The organism is Streptomyces sp. NPDC057623 (assembly GCF_042800355.1).
Classification (GTDB): domain Bacteria; phylum Actinomycetota; class Actinomycetes; order Streptomycetales; family Streptomycetaceae; genus Streptomyces.
This window is the reverse complement of the sequence record NZ_JBHVGZ010000002.1, coordinates 225,427-243,290: the sequence shown is the minus strand read 5'-3', so window position 1 is coordinate 243,290 and position 17,864 is coordinate 225,427. Positions and strand designations below refer to the sequence as shown.

At 70.6% G+C, this 17,864-nt stretch carries 16 protein-coding genes and 2 tRNA genes; 11 read left to right on the top strand and 7 right to left on the bottom strand.

Features of this window, described 5'->3' with window-relative positions; translation table 11 throughout:
• Positions 1-125: 125 nt before the first annotated feature.
• Both ACFU95_RS03260 and ACFU95_RS03255 read right to left on the bottom strand, forming a co-directional pair.
• Positions 126-755: an alpha/beta family hydrolase gene (locus ACFU95_RS03260; RefSeq protein WP_383820952.1), complete on the bottom strand. Its 630-nt coding sequence runs from the start codon at positions 753-755 to the stop codon at positions 126-128.
• A gap of 46 nt (positions 756-801) precedes the next feature.
• Positions 802-1,617 (bottom strand): SOS response-associated peptidase, encoded by an 816-nt coding sequence (locus tag ACFU95_RS03255; protein WP_383820950.1) that lies wholly within the window; start codon positions 1,615-1,617, stop codon positions 802-804.
• A 249-nt stretch (positions 1,618-1,866) separates the two neighbouring features.
• On the opposite strand from ACFU95_RS03255, the gene ACFU95_RS03250 reads away from it, so the two are divergent.
• From ACFU95_RS03250 to ACFU95_RS03235, 4 genes are all read left to right on the top strand, one after another.
• Complete coding sequence (locus ACFU95_RS03250) at positions 1,867-2,589, top strand: M50 family metallopeptidase (protein ID WP_383820947.1); 723 nt, start codon at positions 1,867-1,869, stop codon at positions 2,587-2,589.
• 134 nt (positions 2,590-2,723) lie between these two features.
• Positions 2,724-4,040: a 3-phosphoshikimate 1-carboxyvinyltransferase gene (gene aroA, locus ACFU95_RS03245; RefSeq protein ID WP_383820945.1), complete on the top strand. Its 1,317-nt coding sequence runs from the start codon at positions 2,724-2,726 to the stop codon at positions 4,038-4,040.
• A 12-nt stretch (positions 4,041-4,052) separates the two neighbouring features.
• On the top strand, positions 4,053-5,063 hold the full coding sequence (rsgA, locus tag ACFU95_RS03240) for a ribosome small subunit-dependent GTPase A (RefSeq protein WP_383820942.1): 1,011 nt from the start codon (positions 4,053-4,055) through the stop codon (positions 5,061-5,063).
• 154 nt (positions 5,064-5,217) lie between these two features.
• A complete protein-coding gene (locus ACFU95_RS03235) occupies positions 5,218-5,541 on the top strand; it encodes a DMT family transporter (RefSeq protein ID WP_383820940.1) in 324 nt (107 codons plus the stop codon).
• 24 nt (positions 5,542-5,565) lie between these two features.
• Here ACFU95_RS03235 and ACFU95_RS03230 read toward each other — a convergent pair whose 3' ends face one another.
• On the bottom strand, positions 5,566-6,189 hold the full coding sequence (locus ACFU95_RS03230) for a TetR/AcrR family transcriptional regulator (protein WP_383820938.1): 624 nt from the start codon (positions 6,187-6,189) through the stop codon (positions 5,566-5,568).
• A 224-nt stretch (positions 6,190-6,413) separates the two neighbouring features.
• Here ACFU95_RS03230 and hisN point away from each other — a divergent pair, with 224 nt between their 5' ends.
• The 6 genes from hisN to ACFU95_RS03200 all read left to right on the top strand — a co-directional run bounded on the left by hisN (position 6,414) and on the right by ACFU95_RS03200 (position 11,288).
• On the top strand, positions 6,414-7,214 hold the full coding sequence (gene hisN / locus ACFU95_RS03225; protein WP_383820935.1) for a histidinol-phosphatase: 801 nt from the start codon (positions 6,414-6,416) through the stop codon (positions 7,212-7,214).
• A 138-nt stretch (positions 7,215-7,352) separates the two neighbouring features.
• Positions 7,353-7,745 carry a cyclic nucleotide-binding/CBS domain-containing protein gene (locus ACFU95_RS03220; protein ID WP_383820933.1) on the top strand — a complete coding sequence of 131 codons (393 nt, stop codon included), beginning with the start codon at positions 7,353-7,355 and terminating at the stop codon, positions 7,743-7,745.
• Between the two features lie 215 nt (positions 7,746-7,960).
• On the top strand, positions 7,961-8,377 hold the full coding sequence (locus tag ACFU95_RS03215) for a Fur family transcriptional regulator (RefSeq protein WP_383820930.1): 417 nt from the start codon (positions 7,961-7,963) through the stop codon (positions 8,375-8,377).
• A gap of 141 nt (positions 8,378-8,518) precedes the next feature.
• On the top strand, positions 8,519-9,286 hold the full coding sequence (locus ACFU95_RS03210; protein WP_383820928.1) for an ABC transporter ATP-binding protein: 768 nt from the start codon (positions 8,519-8,521) through the stop codon (positions 9,284-9,286).
• On the top strand, positions 9,283-10,146 hold the full coding sequence (locus ACFU95_RS03205; protein WP_383820926.1) for an ABC transporter permease: 864 nt from the start codon (positions 9,283-9,285) through the stop codon (positions 10,144-10,146). Before ACFU95_RS03210 ends, ACFU95_RS03205 begins: the two co-directional genes overlap by 4 nt.
• A complete protein-coding gene (locus tag ACFU95_RS03200; RefSeq protein WP_383820924.1) occupies positions 10,143-11,288 on the top strand; it encodes an ABC transporter substrate-binding protein in 1,146 nt (381 codons plus the stop codon). The genes ACFU95_RS03205 and ACFU95_RS03200 overlap by 4 nt, the downstream gene beginning before the upstream one ends.
• 65 nt (positions 11,289-11,353) lie before the next feature.
• Here ACFU95_RS03200 and ACFU95_RS03195 read toward each other — a convergent pair.
• The 4 genes from ACFU95_RS03195 to ACFU95_RS03180 all read right to left on the bottom strand — a co-directional run bounded on the left by ACFU95_RS03195 (position 11,354) and on the right by ACFU95_RS03180 (position 17,068).
• Positions 11,354-11,427: transfer RNA gene (locus ACFU95_RS03195), tRNA-Met, on the bottom strand.
• A gap of 434 nt (positions 11,428-11,861) precedes the next feature.
• The gene (locus ACFU95_RS03190; RefSeq protein WP_383820922.1) at positions 11,862-13,748 is read right to left on the bottom strand and encodes a tetratricopeptide repeat protein; all 1,887 of its coding nucleotides are present in this window, start codon (positions 13,746-13,748) and stop codon (positions 11,862-11,864) included.
• A 228-nt stretch (positions 13,749-13,976) separates the two neighbouring features.
• A tRNA-Met gene (locus ACFU95_RS03185) sits at positions 13,977-14,050 on the bottom strand.
• Between the two features lie 57 nt (positions 14,051-14,107).
• Complete coding sequence (locus ACFU95_RS03180; protein ID WP_383821403.1) at positions 14,108-17,068, bottom strand: UPF0182 family protein; 2,961 nt, start codon at positions 17,066-17,068, stop codon at positions 14,108-14,110.
• A gap of 165 nt (positions 17,069-17,233) precedes the next feature.
• On the opposite strand from ACFU95_RS03180, the gene ACFU95_RS03175 reads away from it, so the two are divergent.
• Positions 17,234-17,776, top strand: a complete 543-nt coding sequence (locus tag ACFU95_RS03175) for a PPA1309 family protein (RefSeq protein WP_383820920.1) — start codon at positions 17,234-17,236, stop codon at positions 17,774-17,776.
• Positions 17,777-17,864: the final 88 nt, after the last annotated feature.

Here is a 17,864-nt window from a genome sequence, read left to right as displayed (position 1 = left end):
GCTGCTGCGGGCCGGGCAGAAGGTCGAACCCATGCGGCGGACTTCCTCTCCTACGACGTCTGCGCTGCTCGTTCAGCACCGCTGTCCGCCACAACAGAGGCCGGGGCCCCGACATTCCCGAGCCTTTACCCGAGTGACCCGCTCCACTTCACGACCGCGTCCGTGACGATCGCCACGGCCTCGTCCTGATCGAGGGGCGCCCTCTTGGGCACGGCGAACCCGTGATCGCCGTACGGCACCTCGGTCAGCTCGAAGTCCCCGGGCGGGAACTCCTCCGGTTTCCCGAAGGGATCGTTCCCGCCCTGTACGACGAGAGTCGGCACCCCGGAGCCGAGCAGCTCGTCGGCGCGGGACTTCTCGGGCCTGCCCGGCGGGTGGAGGGGGAAGCTCAGCGCGAGCACGGCGTGGGCGCCGAGTTCGACGGCCGTGCGGCAGGCGACCCGGGCCCCGGCGCTGCGCCCCCCGGAGATCACGGGCAGCCCGGGCTCGGCGAGCGCGGGCCAGATGGCGCGCCAGCCGACGTCGAGGGTTTTGGGGGCGGGTGCCAGCTTCTTGCCGGCGACGCGCCAGGGCTGTTCGACGCGGGCGACCGTCACTCCGTGTCCGGGCAGGACCTCGGCCAGCGCGCGCAGGTCCCTGGCCTCGATGCCGCCGCCCGCGCCGTGGCTCACGGCCAGCACGAGCCGGGGCCGCTTCGCCGGGTGCCAGGTGACGCGGGCGTCCCCCGCGTCCGTACCAATGATCTCTGTCGTCACATCTGTCCTGTCGGTCCTGTCGGTCCTGTCAGTCCCGTCGGTCACATCAGAAGAGTGTGCCCTCTTCGGGGCCCTCCAGCTCCTTCAGCAGCTCCGGGCCGTTGTTGCGGACGTTGCTGACCAGCGTGGGGACGGGGTAGGCGCGCATCAGGCCGGCCGGCGGCGGGTCGAGCAGTGTCCGCAGCTCCTCGGGGTCGGTGCGGGCCGGGTCGAGCCAGGCGTCCCAGCGCTCCGGGGTCAGCATCAGCGGCATCCGGGGGTGGATGTCGGCCAGCGTGTTCGGGCCCTCCGGCGGCGTCACCGCCAGCGGGGTTGTCTCCGCCTCCGTCGTGATGACGGAGCAGGTCACCCACCAGGCCCGAGGGTGCTCGTCCGGCAGGGTCCGGTCCCGCCAGAACTCGTACAGCCCCGCCATCGCGAACACGGATCCGTCGGCGGGCAGCACGAAGTACGGCTGCTTGCGCGGCCGTTTCCTCTTGCCCTCGACCTCCAGGTCCCGCTCCTGTGTGCCGGTGACCCACTCGTAGTAGCCGTCGGCGGGGATGATGCACCGCCGGGAGGTGAAGGCCCGCCGGTACGACGGCTTCTCGTGCACCGTCTCCGCGCGCGCGTTGATCATCTTGAAGGCGCTCTCGGGGGTCTTGGACCAGCTGGGCACCAGCCCCCACTTCAGCTTCCGCAGCTGTCGGACCGGCCGGGGGTCCGGTCCGTCCTTCAGGGGGCGGTCGAGGACGACGTGGACCTCCTTGGTGGGTGCCACGTTGTAGTCCGGCTCCAGGGTCTCCTCGGGCTCCCACTTCTCGATCTCGAAGATCCCTGCCAGGTCCTCGGGCGCACGACTCGCCGCATACCGTCCGCACATCTGATAACCACCCCTCCGACCTGCGAAAACGCTGGATCCTGCCGCCTCAGTCAGCACCGATTCGGGCAGGCCGTCACTGAGCGCGGTCGCGGCGGACCAGTCTCGCAGGTCGGGTGCCGGCCGGCCGTGCCCAGGGGCTCCGCGTTCGCCGTCAGGAACGATCGTGGCCACGTCGACGTCTGAGATAGCACCCGCACGTACGTGCCACACTGCCAGACTCCATCCGCCCACAGGGAGCCGTCGCCTTACATGGACAGCACCGCATCCGCCTCGCTCGCCGCCCTCTGGGACGAGGTCTCCGGTACTCAGCCCGACCCCGATCTGTGGGTCGTGGTCGCCACCCTGGTCGTCGCGCTCGCCGTCGTCGTCCCGCACGTCCTGTGGCGTGTCTCGCGCAACGCCATCACCATCGCCCACGAGGGCGGGCACGGTCTGGTGGCGCTGCTGACCGGCCGGACGCTGACCGGCATACGCCTGCACTCCGACACCAGCGGCCTCACCGTCAGCCGCGGCAAGCCGCACGGCATCGGCATGATCCTCACCGCGGCCGCGGGCTACACGGCACCCCCGCTCCTGGGTCTCGGTGGCGCCGCGCTGCTGTCCGCCGGCCGGATCACCCTGCTGCTGTGGCTGGCGACGGCCCTGCTGGTGGCGATGCTGGTGATGATCCGGAACGCGTACGGGGCACTGACGGTGTTCGTGGCAGGCGGCACCTTCGTGCTGGTGAGCTGGCTGGCCGGCCCACAGGTGCAGGCGGCGTTCGCGTATGTGGTGGTGTGGTTCCTGCTGCTGGGCGGTGTGCGCCCGGCGTTCGAGCTGCAGGCGAAGAGGGCGCGGGGCGGAGCGGGCGACTCGGACGCGGACCAGCTGTCGCGGCTGACGCATGTGCCGGCGGGGTTGTGGTTCTTCCTGTTCCACGCGGTGTCGCTGTGCTCGCTGATAGGCGGCGGACGGTGGCTTCTGGAGGTGTGACGCGGCCCGAAGGGGCGTGGTCACAGAGGTGTGGCCGGGTCGGCGTCCGGCTCCGCGGCGGGGGCGCGACCAGCCACAACGGACCCCCGGACGACGGACGGCCGGCGGACCCCCCTCCTTATAGAGTGGGCCCCATGGCCCCGAACGACGCACAAACCGCCCTCTGGCCCGCCCCGCACGCGAGCGGAGCCGTCGACGCGACGGTCCACGTGCCCGGGTCCAAGTCGGTCACCAACCGCGCTCTCGTCCTCGCCGCCCTGGCGAGCGAGCCCGGCTGGCTGCGCCGCCCCCTGCGCTCCCGCGACACCCTGCTGATGGCCGGCGCGCTGCGGGCGATGGGCGTAGGCATCGAGGAGGGCGTCGGCCCCGAGGGCACCGGCGAGGCGTGGCGTGTCCTTCCCGCGGGCCTGCGGGGCCCGACCACGGTGGACGTCGGCAACGCGGGCACGGTGATGCGCTTTCTGCCGCCGGTCGCCGCGCTGGCCGACGGACCCATCCGTTTCGACGGCGACCCCAGGTCGTACGAGCGCCCCCTGAACGGCGTGATCGACGCCCTGCGCGTCCTCGGCGCCCGGATCGACGACGACGGCCGGGGCGCGCTGCCGCTGACGGTGCACGGCGGGGGCGCTCTGGACGGCGGGCCGGTGGAGATCGACGCCTCCTCGTCGTCCCAGTTCGTGTCGGCGCTGCTGCTGTCCGGCCCGCGCTTCAACCAGGGCGTGGAGGTCCGGCACATCGGCTCCGCGCTCCCCTCGATGCCGCACATCCGCATGACCGTGGACATGCTGCGCGCGGTCGGCGCCCAGGTGGACACCCCGGAGTCGGGCGGCGAGCCGAACGTCTGGCGGGTCACGCCGGGGGCCCTGCTCGGCCGTGACCTCACCATCGAGCCGGACCTCTCCAACGCCCAGCCGTTCCTGGCGGCCGCGCTGGTGACCGGCGGCAAGGTCCTGGTCCCGGACTGGCCGAGCCGCACCACCCAGCCCGGCGACCGGCTGCGCGAGATCTTCACCGAGATGGGCGGTTCCTGCGAACTCACCGAGTACGGGCTCGTGTTCACCGGTTCGGGTGCGATCCACGGCATCGACGTGGACCTGAGCGAGGTCGGCGAACTCACCCCGGGCATCGCCGCGGTCGCCGCCCTGGCCGACTCCCCCTCCACGCTCCGCGGCGTCGCGCACCTGCGTCTGCACGAGACCGACCGTCTGGCCGCGCTGACCAAGGAGATCAACGAACTCGGCGGCGACGTCACCGAGACCGCCGACGGCCTGCACATCCGCCCGCGCCGACTGCACGGCGGCGTCTTCCACACCTACGAGGACCACCGCATGGCGACGGCCGGCGCGATCATCGGCCTCGCGGTCGAGGGCGTGAGGATCGAGAACGTGGCGACGACGGCGAAGACCCTGCCGGACTTCCCCGAACTGTGGACCGGGATGCTCGGGGCGTAGGGACTCAACGCCATGCGCCGCTACGGCAAGCACACCGACGAGGACGACATCCGTACCCGCCCGGGCCGTCGCAACACCCGGCCCCGTACGAACATCCGGCCCAAGCACGAGGACGCCGCCGAGGGCATGGTCCTCACCGTCGACCGGGGCCGGCTGACCTGCCTCGTCGAGGACCGGGTCGTGCTGGCGATGAAGGCCCGCGAGCTCGGCCGCAAGGCAGCGGTGGTCGGTGACCGGGTGGCGCTGGTCGGCGATCTGTCCGGCAAGAAGGACACGCTCGCACGGATCGTGCGGATCGAGGAGCGGACGTCGCTGCTGCGCCGTACCGCGGACGACGACGATCCCTTTGAGCGCGTGGTCGTGGCGAACGCCGACCAACTCGCCATCGTCACCGCCCTCGCCGACCCCGAGCCGCGCCCCCGGCTGATCGACCGCTGTCTGGTGGCGGCGTTCGACGGCGGCCTGGAACCCCTGCTGGTGATGACGAAGTCGGACCTGGCTCCGCCGGACAAACTCCTTGAGCTGTACGGGGCGTTGGACATCCCGTACGTCGTCACCAGCCGGGAGGAGCTGACGGCCGGGGGCGCGGCGGACCGGGTGCGGGAGCAACTGGAGGGCCGGGTCACGGCGTTCGTCGGTCACTCCGGTGTGGGCAAGACGACGCTGGTGAACGCGCTGGTGCCGCAGGAACGCAGGCGCAGTACGGGCCATGTGAACGCGGTGACGGGCCGCGGGCGGCACACGACGACGTCGGCGCTGGCGCTGCCGTTGGCGGGGCCGGGCGGCTGGGTGATCGACACCCCCGGCGTCCGCTCGTTCGGGCTGGCTCATATCGACCCGTCCCGGGTGATCCACGCGTTCCCCGACCTGGAACCGGGAACCGAAGGCTGTCCCCGTGCGTGCAGTCATGACGAACCGGACTGCGCGCTGGACGACTGGGTGACGGAGGGCCACGCGGATCCCGCGCGGCTGTACTCGCTGCGGCGGCTGCTGGCGACGCGGGAGCGCACGGAAGGCGACTGAGGAAAGGGATCGGAAGGGGGATTGACCTCCGCGTTGTTTGTCCCCCGGTGAGACCGGTAAGGGCATAATCGCACCGAGCCGAATCCAAGCCCGACCAAAGCCAGACGAACCCGATGAAGCGGTCACAGAACGCAGGGATACGGGAGGACAGCACATGGCGTGGCTGCTGGTCATCGTGGCGGGGCTGCTCGAAACCGGCTTCGCCGTCTGCCTGAAACTGTCGCACGGCTTCAGCCGGCTCTGGCCCACGGTCGCCTTCTGCGTCTTCGCCCTCGGCAGTTTCGGACTCCTGACGCTGTCGCTGAAGAAGCTGGATGTGGGGCCGGCGTACGCGGTGTGGACGGGGATCGGGGCGGCGGGCACGGCGATCTACGGGATGATCTTCCTCGGGGACATCGTGTCGACGTTGAAGATCGTGTCGGTCAGTCTGGTGATCGTGGGGGTCGTCGGCCTTCAGCTGTCGGGCTCGGCACACTGAGCCCACGGTCCCGCCTAGGGGAAGTCAGCCCGCCAACTGCCGGTGCAGCGCGCTGCGTACGAGGTCGGCCACGCCGCCTTCACCGGGTGGGGCGGCGACGCAGGACAGGGCCAGCCTGACGACGAGTTCGCAGGATCGGGCGAGGTCGGCGAGGTCGGACTTGTTGATTCCAGGGGCGGGTCCGGGGCTGGAGATGACCACTACGGCCCTGTCGCGCACGATGGCCACGAAGTCACCCGGGGACGGGAGCGGCCCGTCGGCCCGTCGTTGCGCCGGTACGGCCGAGGTGGACGGCACCGCCGACAGCGTCGGCGAGGGCAGGCGCTCGCTCCAGCAGCCGGTGAGCATGGCCCGGACCAGGGCGTTGTCCCGGGCGAGTGCGGCGGTCCACTCCGCGGTGGCGGTGAGGCGTTCCCGGGCGTCGCTGTGGGTGGCGAGGGCGCGTTCGACGCCGGCGAGGTAGCCGTCGGCCTCCCTGCGCACGAGCGCGCGGGCGAGCCCTTCCTTGCTCCCGAACTCGTTGTACAACGTCTGCCGGGACACTCCGGCCGCGGCGGCCACGTCCACCATCCGCACGGCGGACCACGGCCGACGCGCCAGCGCCGTGTAAGCGGCGTCCAGCAGGGATTCCCGCGCTGCCGGCATCATCGCCTCCCTGGGACGAGCGGCTCTGCGCCCAGATTTGACGCGCACAGGGGCACTGTCAAGGGTTCGCGAAGGCACGCGGGGGCGCGCGTCGACGCCTGCGCCGACCGGCCGCGTGGGCGGGGGTCAGGGAGCGGATCCCCTTGGCGGGGCCGGGAGAAGGCGGCGGAACTTGATCCGCCGGCCCCTGTAGCCCCACCCCGACCACGACAGATACCGTTCGTTCCATGCCGGACTACCTCGACGACCTCCGCCTCGCCCACGTCCTCGCGGACAACGCCGACGCGGCCACCATGGACCGCTTCAAGGCACTCGACCTCAAGGTCGAGACCAAGCCGGACATGACCCCGGTGAGCGAGGCCGACAAGGCCGCCGAGGAGCTGATCCGCGGACAGCTCCAGCGGGCCCGCCCGAGAGACGCGATCCTCGGCGAGGAGTACGGCATCGAGGGCAGCGGCCCCCGCCGCTGGGTGATCGACCCGATCGACGGCACCAAGAACTACGTACGCGGCGTCCCGGTCTGGGCCACTCTCATCTCCCTGATGGAGGCGGGCGAGGGCGGTTTTCAGCCGGTCGTCGGCGTCGTCTCCGCCCCCGCCCTCGGACGCCGCTGGTGGGCGGCCAAGGGTCACGGCGCCTTCACCGGCCGTAGCCTCGCGTCCGCGACCCGGCTGCAGGTCTCCCGCGTCTCGAAGCTGACGGACGCCTCGTTCGCGTACTCCTCGCTCAGCGGCTGGGAGGAGCAGGGCCGGCTCGACGGCTTCCTCGACCTCACGCGCGAGGTGTGGCGCACCCGCGCGTACGGCGACTTCTGGCCGTACATGATGGTCGCCGAGGGGGCGGTGGACATCTGCGCCGAGCCCGAGCTGTCCCTGTGGGACATGGCGGCCACAGCGATCGTCGTGACGGAGTCCGGCGGCACCTTCACCGGCCTCGACGGCCGCCCCGGCCCGCACAGCGGCAACGCCGCCGCCTCGAACGGCCTGCTGCACGACGAGTTGCTCGGGTACCTCAACGAGCGCTACTGAGCGCCCCCTTGTTGACCCCCTCTTTACCTGTCACTCTGAAGGTCCCCCCACTTGTGAACTTGTGCACCGTTCAATAGGCGCCTCCGGCGTCGGGCATGAACAGCGGTGCTGGGGGCACTTCAGGAGGTGGCTCCATCCATGCTCGTACGTGACGCCATGAGCACCGTGGTCCTCACCATCGGCCCCACCCACACCCTTCGCCAGGCTGCCGCGCTGATGTCCGCCCGCCGGATCGGCGCGGCCGTGGTGCACGACCCCGATGCCGGCGGTATCGGCATCCTCACCGAACGCGACATCCTCAACTCCGTCGGCCTCGGACAGAACCCGGACCACGAACACGCCCACGACCACACCACCAACGACGTCGTGTTCGCCGCCCCGTCATGGACCCTGGAGGAGGCGGCCCGCGCCATGGCGCACGGCGGCTTCCGGCATCTGATCGTGCTGGATCACGACGAGCCGGTGGGCATCGTCTCGGTCCGCGACATCATCCGCTGCTGGGCCCCTGTACGGCAGCACGTGCCGGCCTAGGAAGCGGCCCGGGCGACGGCACGTGAACCGGGCCGGGCTCCCGAGGGAACCCGGCCCGTCCGCCACGGCAAGCGGTCCAGTGCTGGTTGCCCCGACCACTCCTACTCCATGACCAAAATCGATCTTGATCCTATACTGGACTTCATCCAAGTTAAGTTAAGATCCAAAGTCACATTCATTCGGAACCTGGTCCGCCTGCTGTTAAGGTGTTCTGCATGAGTGACCTTCTGGAACGGCTGCGCGGACGCGGATGGCGGATGACCGCGCAGCGGCGCGTCGTGGCCGAGGTCCTCGCCGGCGATCACGTCCATCTGACGGCCGACGAGGTGCACGCCCGGGCCGTCGCCAAGCTGCCCGAGATCTCCCGCGCGACCGTGTACAACACGCTGGGTGAGCTGGTCACGCTCGGCGAGGTGCTGGAGGTCTCCACCGACAAGCGAGCCAAGCGGTACGACCCGAACGCCCACCGGCCCCACCACCACCTGGTCTGCGCCCGCTGCGGCGCGATCCGGGACGTCCACCCGACGGGCAACCCGATGGCCGACCTCCCCGACACCGAGCGCTTCGGCTTCACGGTCTCGGACGTCGAGGTGACGTATCGCGGCGTCTGCCCCAACTGCGCGAAGGCCTAGCGCCACCCTCTTTCGGCCCCGGCACCGGTGAGTGCCGGGGCTTTGTGCTGCCCGCGTGCGGGCGGGGTTCCCGAATCTGACGGTCCGTCATATGGTCGACGGCACCCACACGTCCGTTCCGCACTCCGCGAGGAGACCGAAGTGGGAGAGCCGTACCCCAAACTGAGAGCGACCGACCTGACGCGTACCTTCGGCCGAACCCCCCACGCAGTCCACGCCCTCGGCCCCCTCGACCTGACCGTCGCCCCCGGCGAGTTCGTCTGCGTCGTCGGCCCTTCCGGCTGCGGCAAGTCCACGCTGCTGCGTATCGCCGCGGGCCTGCTCCGCCCGAGCACGGGCACGCTGGAGATCCGCACGTCGAGCGCGCGCCCGGCGGCCATGATCTTCCAGGACTACGGCATCTACGACTGGAAGACGGTCCGCGCGAACGTCCGCTTCGGCCTGGACATCCAGCGCGTCCCCCGCCGCGAGGCGAACGCCCGCGCCGACGACTGGCTGGCCCGCATGGGCCTGTCGGACTTCGCGGACGCCTACCCGGCCGCCCTCTCCGGCGGCATGCGCCAGCGCGTGGCGATCGCCCGGGCACTGGCGGTCGAGCCCGAACTGCTGCTGATGGACGAGCCGTTCGCCGCGCTCGACGCCCAGCTCCGCACGATCCTCCAGGACGAGCTCCTGGAGCTCACCCAGACCCTGAGGACGACCACGCTCTTCATCACCCACAGCCTGGAGGAGGCGATCGTCCTCGGAGACCGGGTGCTGGTCATGTCCGCCCGCCCGGGCCGGATCATCGCCGGGCACCGCCCGCCCTTCCCGCGCCCGCGCACCGGCGACATCCGCGCCACACCGGAGTTCACGGCACTGAGGAGCGAACTGTGGGATCTGCTGCGGAAGGAGGCGGTACCGGCATGACGACCCTCACCAAGCCGCCCGCCGGGTCCGTCCTGGTCCGCCGTCCGGGCCCGCGGGAGCTCCACCCCGCCCGCACGCACCGCCGCAGGCGCGCCCTGGAGCTGTCGCTGGCGGTCGCCGTGCCGCTCTGCCTCGTCCTCCTGTGGCAGCTGGCCGCGGCCCAGGCCTGGATCGACGACCGCGTGTACCCGGCCCCGTCCACGATCCTCGCCGACGGCTGGGACCGGGCCGCGGCCGGCGACCTGTGGCCGGACGTGTGGGCCACGCTGCAGCGCGTCCTGGCGGGATACGCGGCCGGCACGGCGGCCGGCTACGCCCTGGGCCTGCTGATGGGTTCCCTGTCCCTGGTGCGCGCGGCACTGGAGCCGCTGCTGGACGCGCTGTACGTCGTACCGAAACTGGCCCTGCTGCCGATCTTCCTGAACATGTTCGGCCTGGGCGAGGGCCCACAGGTGGCCCTGGTGGCGGCGACGGTGTTCTTCTTCGTCTGGATCTCCACCATGTCCGCGGTCATGTCCGTCCCCGTCGGCCACCGCGACGCGGGCCAGGTCTTCGGCGCCTCGCGGTGGCAGATGTTCCGCCACGTCCTGCTGCCCGCATCCCTCCCCGCCGTCCTGGTGGGCGCACGGATCGCGGCGGGCGTGGCGGTCCTGGTCATCGTCGCGTCGGAGCAGATCGCCGCGACCGACGGCCTGGGCCATCTGATCTTCGACTCACGCGCGCTCTTCCAGAACGACGTGATGTTCGTCGGCATCGTCTGCGTCGCGATCCTGGGGGTGCTCTTCTCCGAACTGATCCGCTTCGCCGGGCGCCTGCTCACCCCGTGGGCACCCAGGGACCGAGGAAGGGGCCAGTCATGACCAGGAGGACGCACGCGTACGGCGTGGTCGTCGCCGTCGGAGCACTGCTGGCGTCGGCCGCGTGCTCGTCGCCGTACGAGCCGGACTCCTCGTCGAAGGCGGCCGCCGGGCAACGCACCGTCCGCCCGGTGGAGGGCTGCGGCGCGAAGTCCTGGACGGACCCGAAGGACCTCTCCCCGAACCGCGCACCGGCCCGCTGCCTCCCCGGAGCCCCTCCCCCGCAGCCGCAGTCCGAGCCCCGCGAGCTGACGATCGCGACGGGAACACTGAGCGCCGAATACGTGGCACCGCTGCAAGTGGCGCTCGACAAGGGCGAGTTCGAGAAGGAGGGCCTGGACGTCGAACTGAAGGTCCTGCCCACCCCGGACGCACTGCCCCTGCTGGCCAAGGGGGACATCGACGCCCTGTGGGCGGCCCCGGAAGCCGCGGTCATGAACGGCGTCAAGGGCGGCTTCGACATCAAGTGGGTCGCGGGGAACTTCTCACCCGACCCCAGGTCGAAGAGCGGCCTGTGGGCGCGTCTGAAGGCGGGCGAGAGCGCGAGCCGCGTCGCCATGGCCGGCCGCAGGCTGGGCACGATGATCGGCAAGGGCTCGGTCATCGCGTATCCCATGGAGCGGGCACTGGAGCAGCACGGCGGCGGCCTGGCCGACATCCAGTACCAGCAACTCGGCTCGGCCGACGTCCTCACCGCCCTCCAGAACGGCGGCGTCGACTCCGCCTGGCTCCTGGACCCGGTCTGGCGCAAGGTGGACGGCAAGCGGGGCTACGCCTTCCTGGGCGGTCAGCCCCAGGGCGAACCGCTGGGCGGCATGCTGTACGGCCGCACCCTGCTCCAGGACGACCTGGACGCGGGCGTGGCACTCCTCAGGGCCTACCTCCGCACGGTGAACACGTACTTCGCGTCGGACTACAAGCAGGATGCGACCTTCGTCACCTACCTGGCGAAGCTCCTGAAGTCGGAGGAGACCGTCCTCAGGTCCACTCCGCCGCTGCGCATGGACTGGGAGATCCGCTCCGGCACGACGACCCGGCTCCAGTCGGCCTACGACGCCCAGGGCGCGGCCGAGGGAAGCCCCCTCCCGGAGTCACGGACCGTGAACCGCGCGCTGTACGAGGAGGCGGTGGGTCACGCACCCTGACGCCACCGCTTCCGGCAAAACACCTAGGGCCGGAACCCTTACGGATTCCGGCCCTAGGCCTTCAGTAGCGGGGACAGGATTTGAACCTGCGACCTCTGGGTTATGAGCCCAGCGAGCTACCGAGCTGCTCCACCCCGCGTCGATGAACGCAACATTACGTCAGCCGTGCCGACAGAGGCAAATCGCGTTCCTTTCACCCCGCCCGGCATTCGAGGACGAGCCATTGCCGTCCCGATCGCCTACCCACCGCACGGGGCTTGGCGCCGACCTAGGCACCTCCAGCCCGCCCGGCGTTCGAAAACGAGCCATTGCCGTCCCGATCCCCCACCCACCCGCACAGGGCTTGGCGCCGACCCAGGCACCTCCAGCCCGTCCGGCGTTTGAGGACGAGGCCGCAGGCCGATAGCGGGGGTCCAGGGGGCGGCAGCCCCTTGGCCGGGTCGAAGGGGCGGAGCCCCTTCAAGGGATGGGAAGGGTAGGGGCGGCGGGGGCGAGGCACCCCGACGGCAACGGCAGTACCGGCCCCCACCAACGCACCTCACCGCAACAACGCCACCCAAGCCCAGCGCAGCGTCACGCCGAGAGCTCCTCCCGCAGAGCATCCCGCAACCGCGCCGCCCGCCGCGCGACCTCGGCCGGCCCCAGCGCCACCGCCCGGTCGGCCCACCGCTGCCCCTCCGCCAGCTCACCGCGACGCGCGTAGACCAGGGCGAGCCGCAACGCCGACCGCCCGTGACCGGCGTCAGCCGCCCGCGTCCACCACACCGCGGCCTCCGGCTCACTCCCCTCCCGGGCCAGCAGCAGCCCCAGATTGAAGGCGCCGTTCCGCGACCCGGCCTCCGCGGCCTCCCGGTACCACCGAGCCGCCTCCACCACGTCACCCCGGGCCGCGGCCAGCATCCCCACCCGGACCTGCGCCCGCCGGTGCCCCTGGGACGCGGCCCGCTCGTACCACTCCTCGCACTCGGTCTTCTCGTGCACCGTCTCCCCGAGCTCGTGCGCGGGCTCCGGCGGCCGACGAGCGTCCAGCACGGTCGCCAGCCGATACGCGGCCTCCCCGCTGCCGGCCCCGGCCGCACGCCGCAGATGCCGCTCGGCGGCGTGCTCGTCCCCGTCCCGCAGCCGCGCGATCCCGACCTGCAGCGCCGCCTCCGTGTGCCCGGCGGCGGCGGCCCGCTCGTACCAGCGCAGCGCGGCCCGCTCCTCGCCCCGCCCGGCGTGCAGGATCCCCAGGTTGAAGGCGGCGTCCACGCTCCCGGCCTCGGCGGCCTTGGAGAACCACGGCTCGGCACCCGTCGTGTCCCCGCCCTGAAGCAGCAGGATCGCCAGCGCGTTCGCCGCCTCGCGGTGACCGGCGTACGCCGCCCGCCGGTACCACTGCTCGGCCTGAGCGATGCGGCCCTGCTCGGCGCAGAGCAGCCCGAGGTTGTACGCGCCGTTCACATCACCGGCGTCCATCGCGGCCCGGTACCACCGCTCGGCGGTCTGCGTCTGACCGCGCTCGGCGTGCAGCGCGCCCAGCGCGTTCGCCGCGTTGCCGTCGCCGTCCTGCGCGGCCCGCAGCCACCACACGGCGGCACTCTCGGTGTCTCCGGCGTCCCGCAGCAGGAACCCGAGCGCACAGGCGGCCCGCGCCTCCCCGTCCTTGGCGGACGTGAGGTACCAACGCCCCGCCTCCTTGAGCTCCCCGCGCTTCTCCAGGATCGCCCCGAGGTGCAGCGCGGCCCTGCGGTGCCCGCGCGCGGCAGCCTGCCGGTACCACTGCTCGGCCTCGTCCAGCAGCGCCTCGTCCGATGCGACACAGTTGTCGGGTCCGTCCTCGCCCGCGCGCACCGCCTGCCGGTCGAGCGCACGCGCCAGGCGGTACGCCGCCTCCCTGTGCCCGCGCTCGGCCGCGGACCGCATCCACCGCTCGGCCCCGTCGTCGCTGCGGTGCTCCAGCAGATCGGCGAGCGCGTACGCGCCCAGCGCGTGTCCCTGCTCGGCGGACTGCCGCAGCCAGTACTCGGCGGCCGGCTCGTCGCCGCGCTCGCGGTGATGCCTGCCCAGCGCGTGTGCGGCCGCGGCCGACCCCGCGACGGCGGCGATCCGCCACCATCCGGCGGCCTCGTCGGCGTATCCGCGCTGGTGGAGCAGGACTCCGAGGTTGTTGGCGGCGGCCCGGTCCCCCGCGGCGGTGGCGGCACGCAGATGGGACTCGGCGCCGTCGAGGTCACCGCGGCGCAGCAGCATCGCGCCGAGGACGCTCATCGCCTCGACGTCACCGGCCTCGGCGGCGAGCAGCTGCCGTGCCTCCTCGGCGGCCTCCCCGGCCTCCCCGGTCTCGTCCGGGTCCGTCGGCCGGTCGAGGGCAAGGTCTCCCTCCGGCCGCACCAAATCGCCCGTCGGCTGCACAAAGTCGGCAGGCTGCACAAACCGCCCTGTCTCCAACAGAGTTGCCTTGTCCCCCATAACGTCCATCGTCGCACCACCTGCAACCTGGGTACACCTGGTATACCGCAGCCAGTGAGGTCACTTCAGCGTTTTGTCGACATGCCCACAGAGAGACAAGTCAAACACAGTTCTCCCAACTCCCCACGGCGGCACGACCGTCCTGCTCCCCGGCACATGCGTTCGCACACCACAAAGGCCCGGATCCTCTGGAGGATCCGGGCCTTTGCTGTCGAACGAAATGTTCGCCGACTTCAGTAGCGGGGACAGGATTTGAACCTGCGACCTCTGGGTTATGAGCCCAGCGAGCTACCGAGCTGCTCCACCCCGCGCCGTTGCTCAGCAACCGTATCACGGCGCGGGGTGGGCTATTCGATCAACCGCCGTCCCTAACCGCTGGTGGGACTGCCGGACGGGCTCGGACTCGAACTCGGGCTCGCGCCGCCGCCACTGTCGCCGCCGCCCTCGCCGCCGGTCTTGTCCGCCTGGGCCTGCGCGTCCTCGGCCCGCTTCAGCGCGTCCTCGAGGTCCTCCTGCGCCCGGCCGTACGCCTCCCAGTCGCCCTTCTTCAGGGCTTCCTGGCCGGCTTCGAAGGCCTTCTGGGCGTCGTTGAGCGCGTCTTGGACGTTGGGGTTGCTGGACGTCGGCGGAGGCGTCGTACCGCCGCCGTCCTCATCGCCCTCGTCCGGTGGCTCGGTGGTCGGGCCCTCCGCTCCGAAGACCTTGTTGAGGGCCTCGCCCAGCGTGTCCTCGAAGGCGGTGGTACCTCCGTAGGAGACCAGTACCTTCCGCAGCAGCGGGTACTTGAGTCCGCCACCGCGTACGTAGACCGGCTCCACATAGAGCAGGCCGCCGTCCAGTGGGACCGCCAGCAGGTTGCCGTACTCGACCTCCGAGTCGCCGCCTCTCAGCAGCCTGATGGTCTCGGCGATGTTCTGTTCGGAGTTGAACTGGCTCTGGACCTGGCTGGGTCCGTTGACCGTGGTGTTGGTCGGCAGTTTCAGCACTCTGATCTTGCCGTAGTCGCTGGTGCCCGCTTCGGCGTCGACGGCCATGAACGCGCTGAGGTTGTCCCGGCCGTTCGGCGTGAACGTCGTCGTCAGCGAGAACGCCTGCGCCGCCTGGTCGGGCATCTTCATGCTCAGGTAGTACGGCGGCACCGCGCTGCCCGACTTGTTGGTCGGGTCGTCCGGCACCTGCCAGACCTCACTGCCGCTGAGGAACGTCGTCGCGTCCTTCACGTGGTAGCGGGTGAGCAGCTCGCGTTGGACCTTGAACAGGTCCTGGGGGTAGCGCAGATGCGCCATCAGGTCCTTGGAGATCGCGCTCTTCGACTCCACCGTGCCCGGGAACGCCTTCATCCAGGTCTTCAGGACCGGGTCCTTGGTGTCCCACTGGTAGAGCTTGACCTCGCCGGTGTAGGCGTCGACGGTCGCCTTCACCGAGTTGCGGATGTAGTTGACCTGGTTCTGCTGGGCCACCACCGCACGGTTGTCGTTGGTGGCGGTCAGCGAGTCGGCCGTGGTGTCACCGAGAGTCGTGCGCGAGGAGTACGGGTAGCCGTTCGTCGTCGTGTACGCGTCCACGATCCACTGGATGCGGTGGTTCACCACCGCCGGGTAGGCGTCACCGTCGATGGTCAGCCACGGGGCGACCGCCTCGACGCGTTCCTTGGGCGTGCGGTTGTACAGGATGCGCGAGCCGTCGCCGATCGCACCGGAGTACAGGATCTGCGGCTCGCCGAACGCCACCGCGTACGCGGCCCGGTTCACCGGGTTGGAGAGACTGACCCCGCTGTCGGCCTTGTAGCTGTAGGTCTTCTCACCGCTGTCGTCGGAGTAGTCGATCTCCTTCTGGGGACCGCCGACGATCGAGTACATGGTGGTCTTCTCGCCGTAGTAGACCCGCTGCTCGTACGTCCCGAGGTCGCCCTTGGACGGCAGGTCGGACTCGGTGAAGTCCGGTCGGCCCTGGGAGTCGGCGTTGGTGCCCTCGGCGGCGACCACGCCGTAGCCGTGGGTGTACCGGAAGTGGTCGTTGATCCAGTTCCGCTTCGGAATGCCGTTGAGATTGATCTCACGCAGACCGATGACGGTGTCCTGGTCCTTGCCGTCCTTGGCGTACCGGTCGACATCCAGGTTGGTCGGGAACGCGTAGTAGTTCCTGATCTGCTGAAGCTGCTGGAACGTCGGCGAGACGATGTTCGGGTCCAGGATGCGGATGCTCGCCGTGGCGTCGACGTCGTCGCGCAGCTGGGTCTTGTCCTCGGTCTTGCTCGTGCCCGGGTACTCGGTGACCTTGGTGCCGTCGATGCCGTAGGCCTCGCGCGTCGCCTTGAGGTTCTTGTCGACGTACGGCGCTTCCTTGGCCTGCTCGTTGGGCTGGACCTGGAACTTCTGGACGATCGCGGGGTACAGACCGCCGATGAGGATCGCCGAGAGCACCATGAGGCCGAAGCCGATGACGGGCAGCTGCCAGGTGCGCCGCCACAACGTGGCGAAGAACAGCAGCGCGCAGATGACGGCGATGCAGAACAGGATCGTCTTGGCCGGCAGGTACGCGTTGGCGTCGACGTACCGAAGGCCCGTCCAGTTGTCGGTCGCCTTGAAGTCGCTGGACTTCACCGCGAGCCCGTACCGGTCGAGCCAGTAGGCGACCGCCTTCAGGGCGACGAAGATGCCGATGAGGACCGACAGATGGCCGGTGGCCGCTGCCGTGGCGCGAGCGCCCGGGCTGGTGATGCGCAGCCCGCCGTACAGGTAGTGGGTGAGCGCGGCGGCGATCACGGAGAGGATCGCGGCGGCGAAGCCGAAGCCGAGCAGGAACCGGTACCAGGGCAGGTCGAAGGCGTAGAAGCCGACGTCGAGGTGGAACTGCGGGTCCTTCTCGCCGAACGGCACGCCGTTGACCCACATCAGCCACGTCCGCCACTGGCTGGAGGCGGAGGCGCCGGCGATCAGGCCGACCAGAGCGGTGATCGCGAGCAGCAGCCACTTCTTGTACGGCGCGATGCCCATGCGGTAGCGGTCGAGGCTCTGCTGCTCCATCGACATGGCGCTCAGCGGCGGCCTCAGCCTGTGGGCCAGCCAGATGTTGAAGCCGACCGCGAGGGCCATCAACAGACCGAAGACGAAGAAGAGTCCGATCTTCGTCCACAGCGTCGTCGTGAACACCGACGAGTAGTTAACCGACCGGTACCAGAGCCAGTCCGTCCAGAAGCCCGCGAACATGGTGAACGCCATGCCGAGGACGGCGAGGACGCCCAGTGTCATGAGCAGCGTCCGGACACGCCGGGACGGGCGGCCCACTCTGATCCGTGGCCCGGTCGGGCCTCCGCCGCGGTCCGGCATCTGGAAAGCCAAGGTTCGCACCCCGAGGTTCGCTGTTGATCCGTCAGGCCCGCGTCTTCGTGGACCCACCGTGGCCCCCCGTGATCGTGGGCCCACACCTATGTCAACTTACTCACCGTTTACTCAGTTCCCGATTCCGGCCAGGAACGAGAGAGGATTGTGACCATGTCCAACACTCCCATGGCGGCGAGCCCGCTCACCCGGGCCGTTCTCGAGATCGACGAGTACGCCTCCGGCCTTGGCTGGGACCAGCCCGCCCGCCTTTTCGCCCTCGTAGACACCGCACGGCTGCGGGCCCAGGAACCCGGCCTCGCCGCCCAGCTCGGCCTGGGGGACGAGCAGGAGTCCTCCGGCCTGACCCCGATCGAGCAGGACGAGATTGAAACGGGCAAGGCGCTCGATGAGTTCCTCGGCACCATCGCCTGGCCCGACGCGGTGGTCGGCTGCGCCCTCACCGTCGAACGGCTCATGCTGCCCCCGTCCGCCGAGGCACAGGTCCCGGAGGGGCTCGGCGATGCCAAGCTCGCGAAGTGGGTGGCGGCCCACCCCGACCGTCAGGAGGTCCGCATGACGGTCGCGGTCCTGCGCGACGGCGCCCGCGAATCGGCCCTGCGCCTGCGCGAGAAGGACACCCCGACGGAGGTCCTCACCGGCCCGGACCTGATCCCGGGTCTGGCGGAGGCACTGGCGGCGACGTTCGAGGACTGATGTCTTCCCGGTACGGCACCGGGTCTCGTACGGCAGTGGGGGGGGCAAGACAGGAGGGGGGGAAACCACAACACGGTGGTCCCGGAAG

Excerpts from the sequence above, each read along its gene's own strand:
- ACFU95_RS03255 (WP_383820950.1), bottom strand. The coding sequence starts at position 1,617 with ATGTGCGGACGGTATGCGGCGAGTCGTGCGCCCGAGGACCTGGCAGGG.
- ACFU95_RS03250 (WP_383820947.1), top strand. The coding sequence starts at position 1,867 with ATGGACAGCACCGCATCCGCCTCGCTCGCCGCCCTCTGGGACGAGGTC.
- aroA (WP_383820945.1), top strand. The coding sequence starts at position 2,724 with ATGGCCCCGAACGACGCACAAACCGCCCTCTGGCCCGCCCCGCACGCG.
- rsgA (WP_383820942.1), top strand. The coding sequence starts at position 4,053 with ATGCGCCGCTACGGCAAGCACACCGACGAGGACGACATCCGTACCCGC.
- ACFU95_RS03235 (WP_383820940.1), top strand. The coding sequence starts at position 5,218 with ATGGCGTGGCTGCTGGTCATCGTGGCGGGGCTGCTCGAAACCGGCTTC.
- ACFU95_RS03230 (WP_383820938.1), bottom strand. The coding sequence starts at position 6,189 with ATGATGCCGGCAGCGCGGGAATCCCTGCTGGACGCCGCTTACACGGCG.
- hisN (WP_383820935.1), top strand. The coding sequence starts at position 6,414 with ATGCCGGACTACCTCGACGACCTCCGCCTCGCCCACGTCCTCGCGGAC.
- ACFU95_RS03220 (WP_383820933.1), top strand. The coding sequence starts at position 7,353 with ATGCTCGTACGTGACGCCATGAGCACCGTGGTCCTCACCATCGGCCCC.
- ACFU95_RS03215 (WP_383820930.1), top strand. The coding sequence starts at position 7,961 with ATGAGTGACCTTCTGGAACGGCTGCGCGGACGCGGATGGCGGATGACC.
- ACFU95_RS03205 (WP_383820926.1), top strand. The coding sequence starts at position 9,283 with ATGACGACCCTCACCAAGCCGCCCGCCGGGTCCGTCCTGGTCCGCCGT.
- ACFU95_RS03200 (WP_383820924.1), top strand. The coding sequence starts at position 10,143 with ATGACCAGGAGGACGCACGCGTACGGCGTGGTCGTCGCCGTCGGAGCA.
- ACFU95_RS03190 (WP_383820922.1), bottom strand. The coding sequence starts at position 13,748 with ATGGACGTTATGGGGGACAAGGCAACTCTGTTGGAGACAGGGCGGTTT.
- ACFU95_RS03180 (WP_383821403.1), bottom strand. The coding sequence starts at position 17,068 with ATGCCGGACCGCGGCGGAGGCCCGACCGGGCCACGGATCAGAGTGGGC.
- ACFU95_RS03175 (WP_383820920.1), top strand. The coding sequence starts at position 17,234 with ATGTCCAACACTCCCATGGCGGCGAGCCCGCTCACCCGGGCCGTTCTC.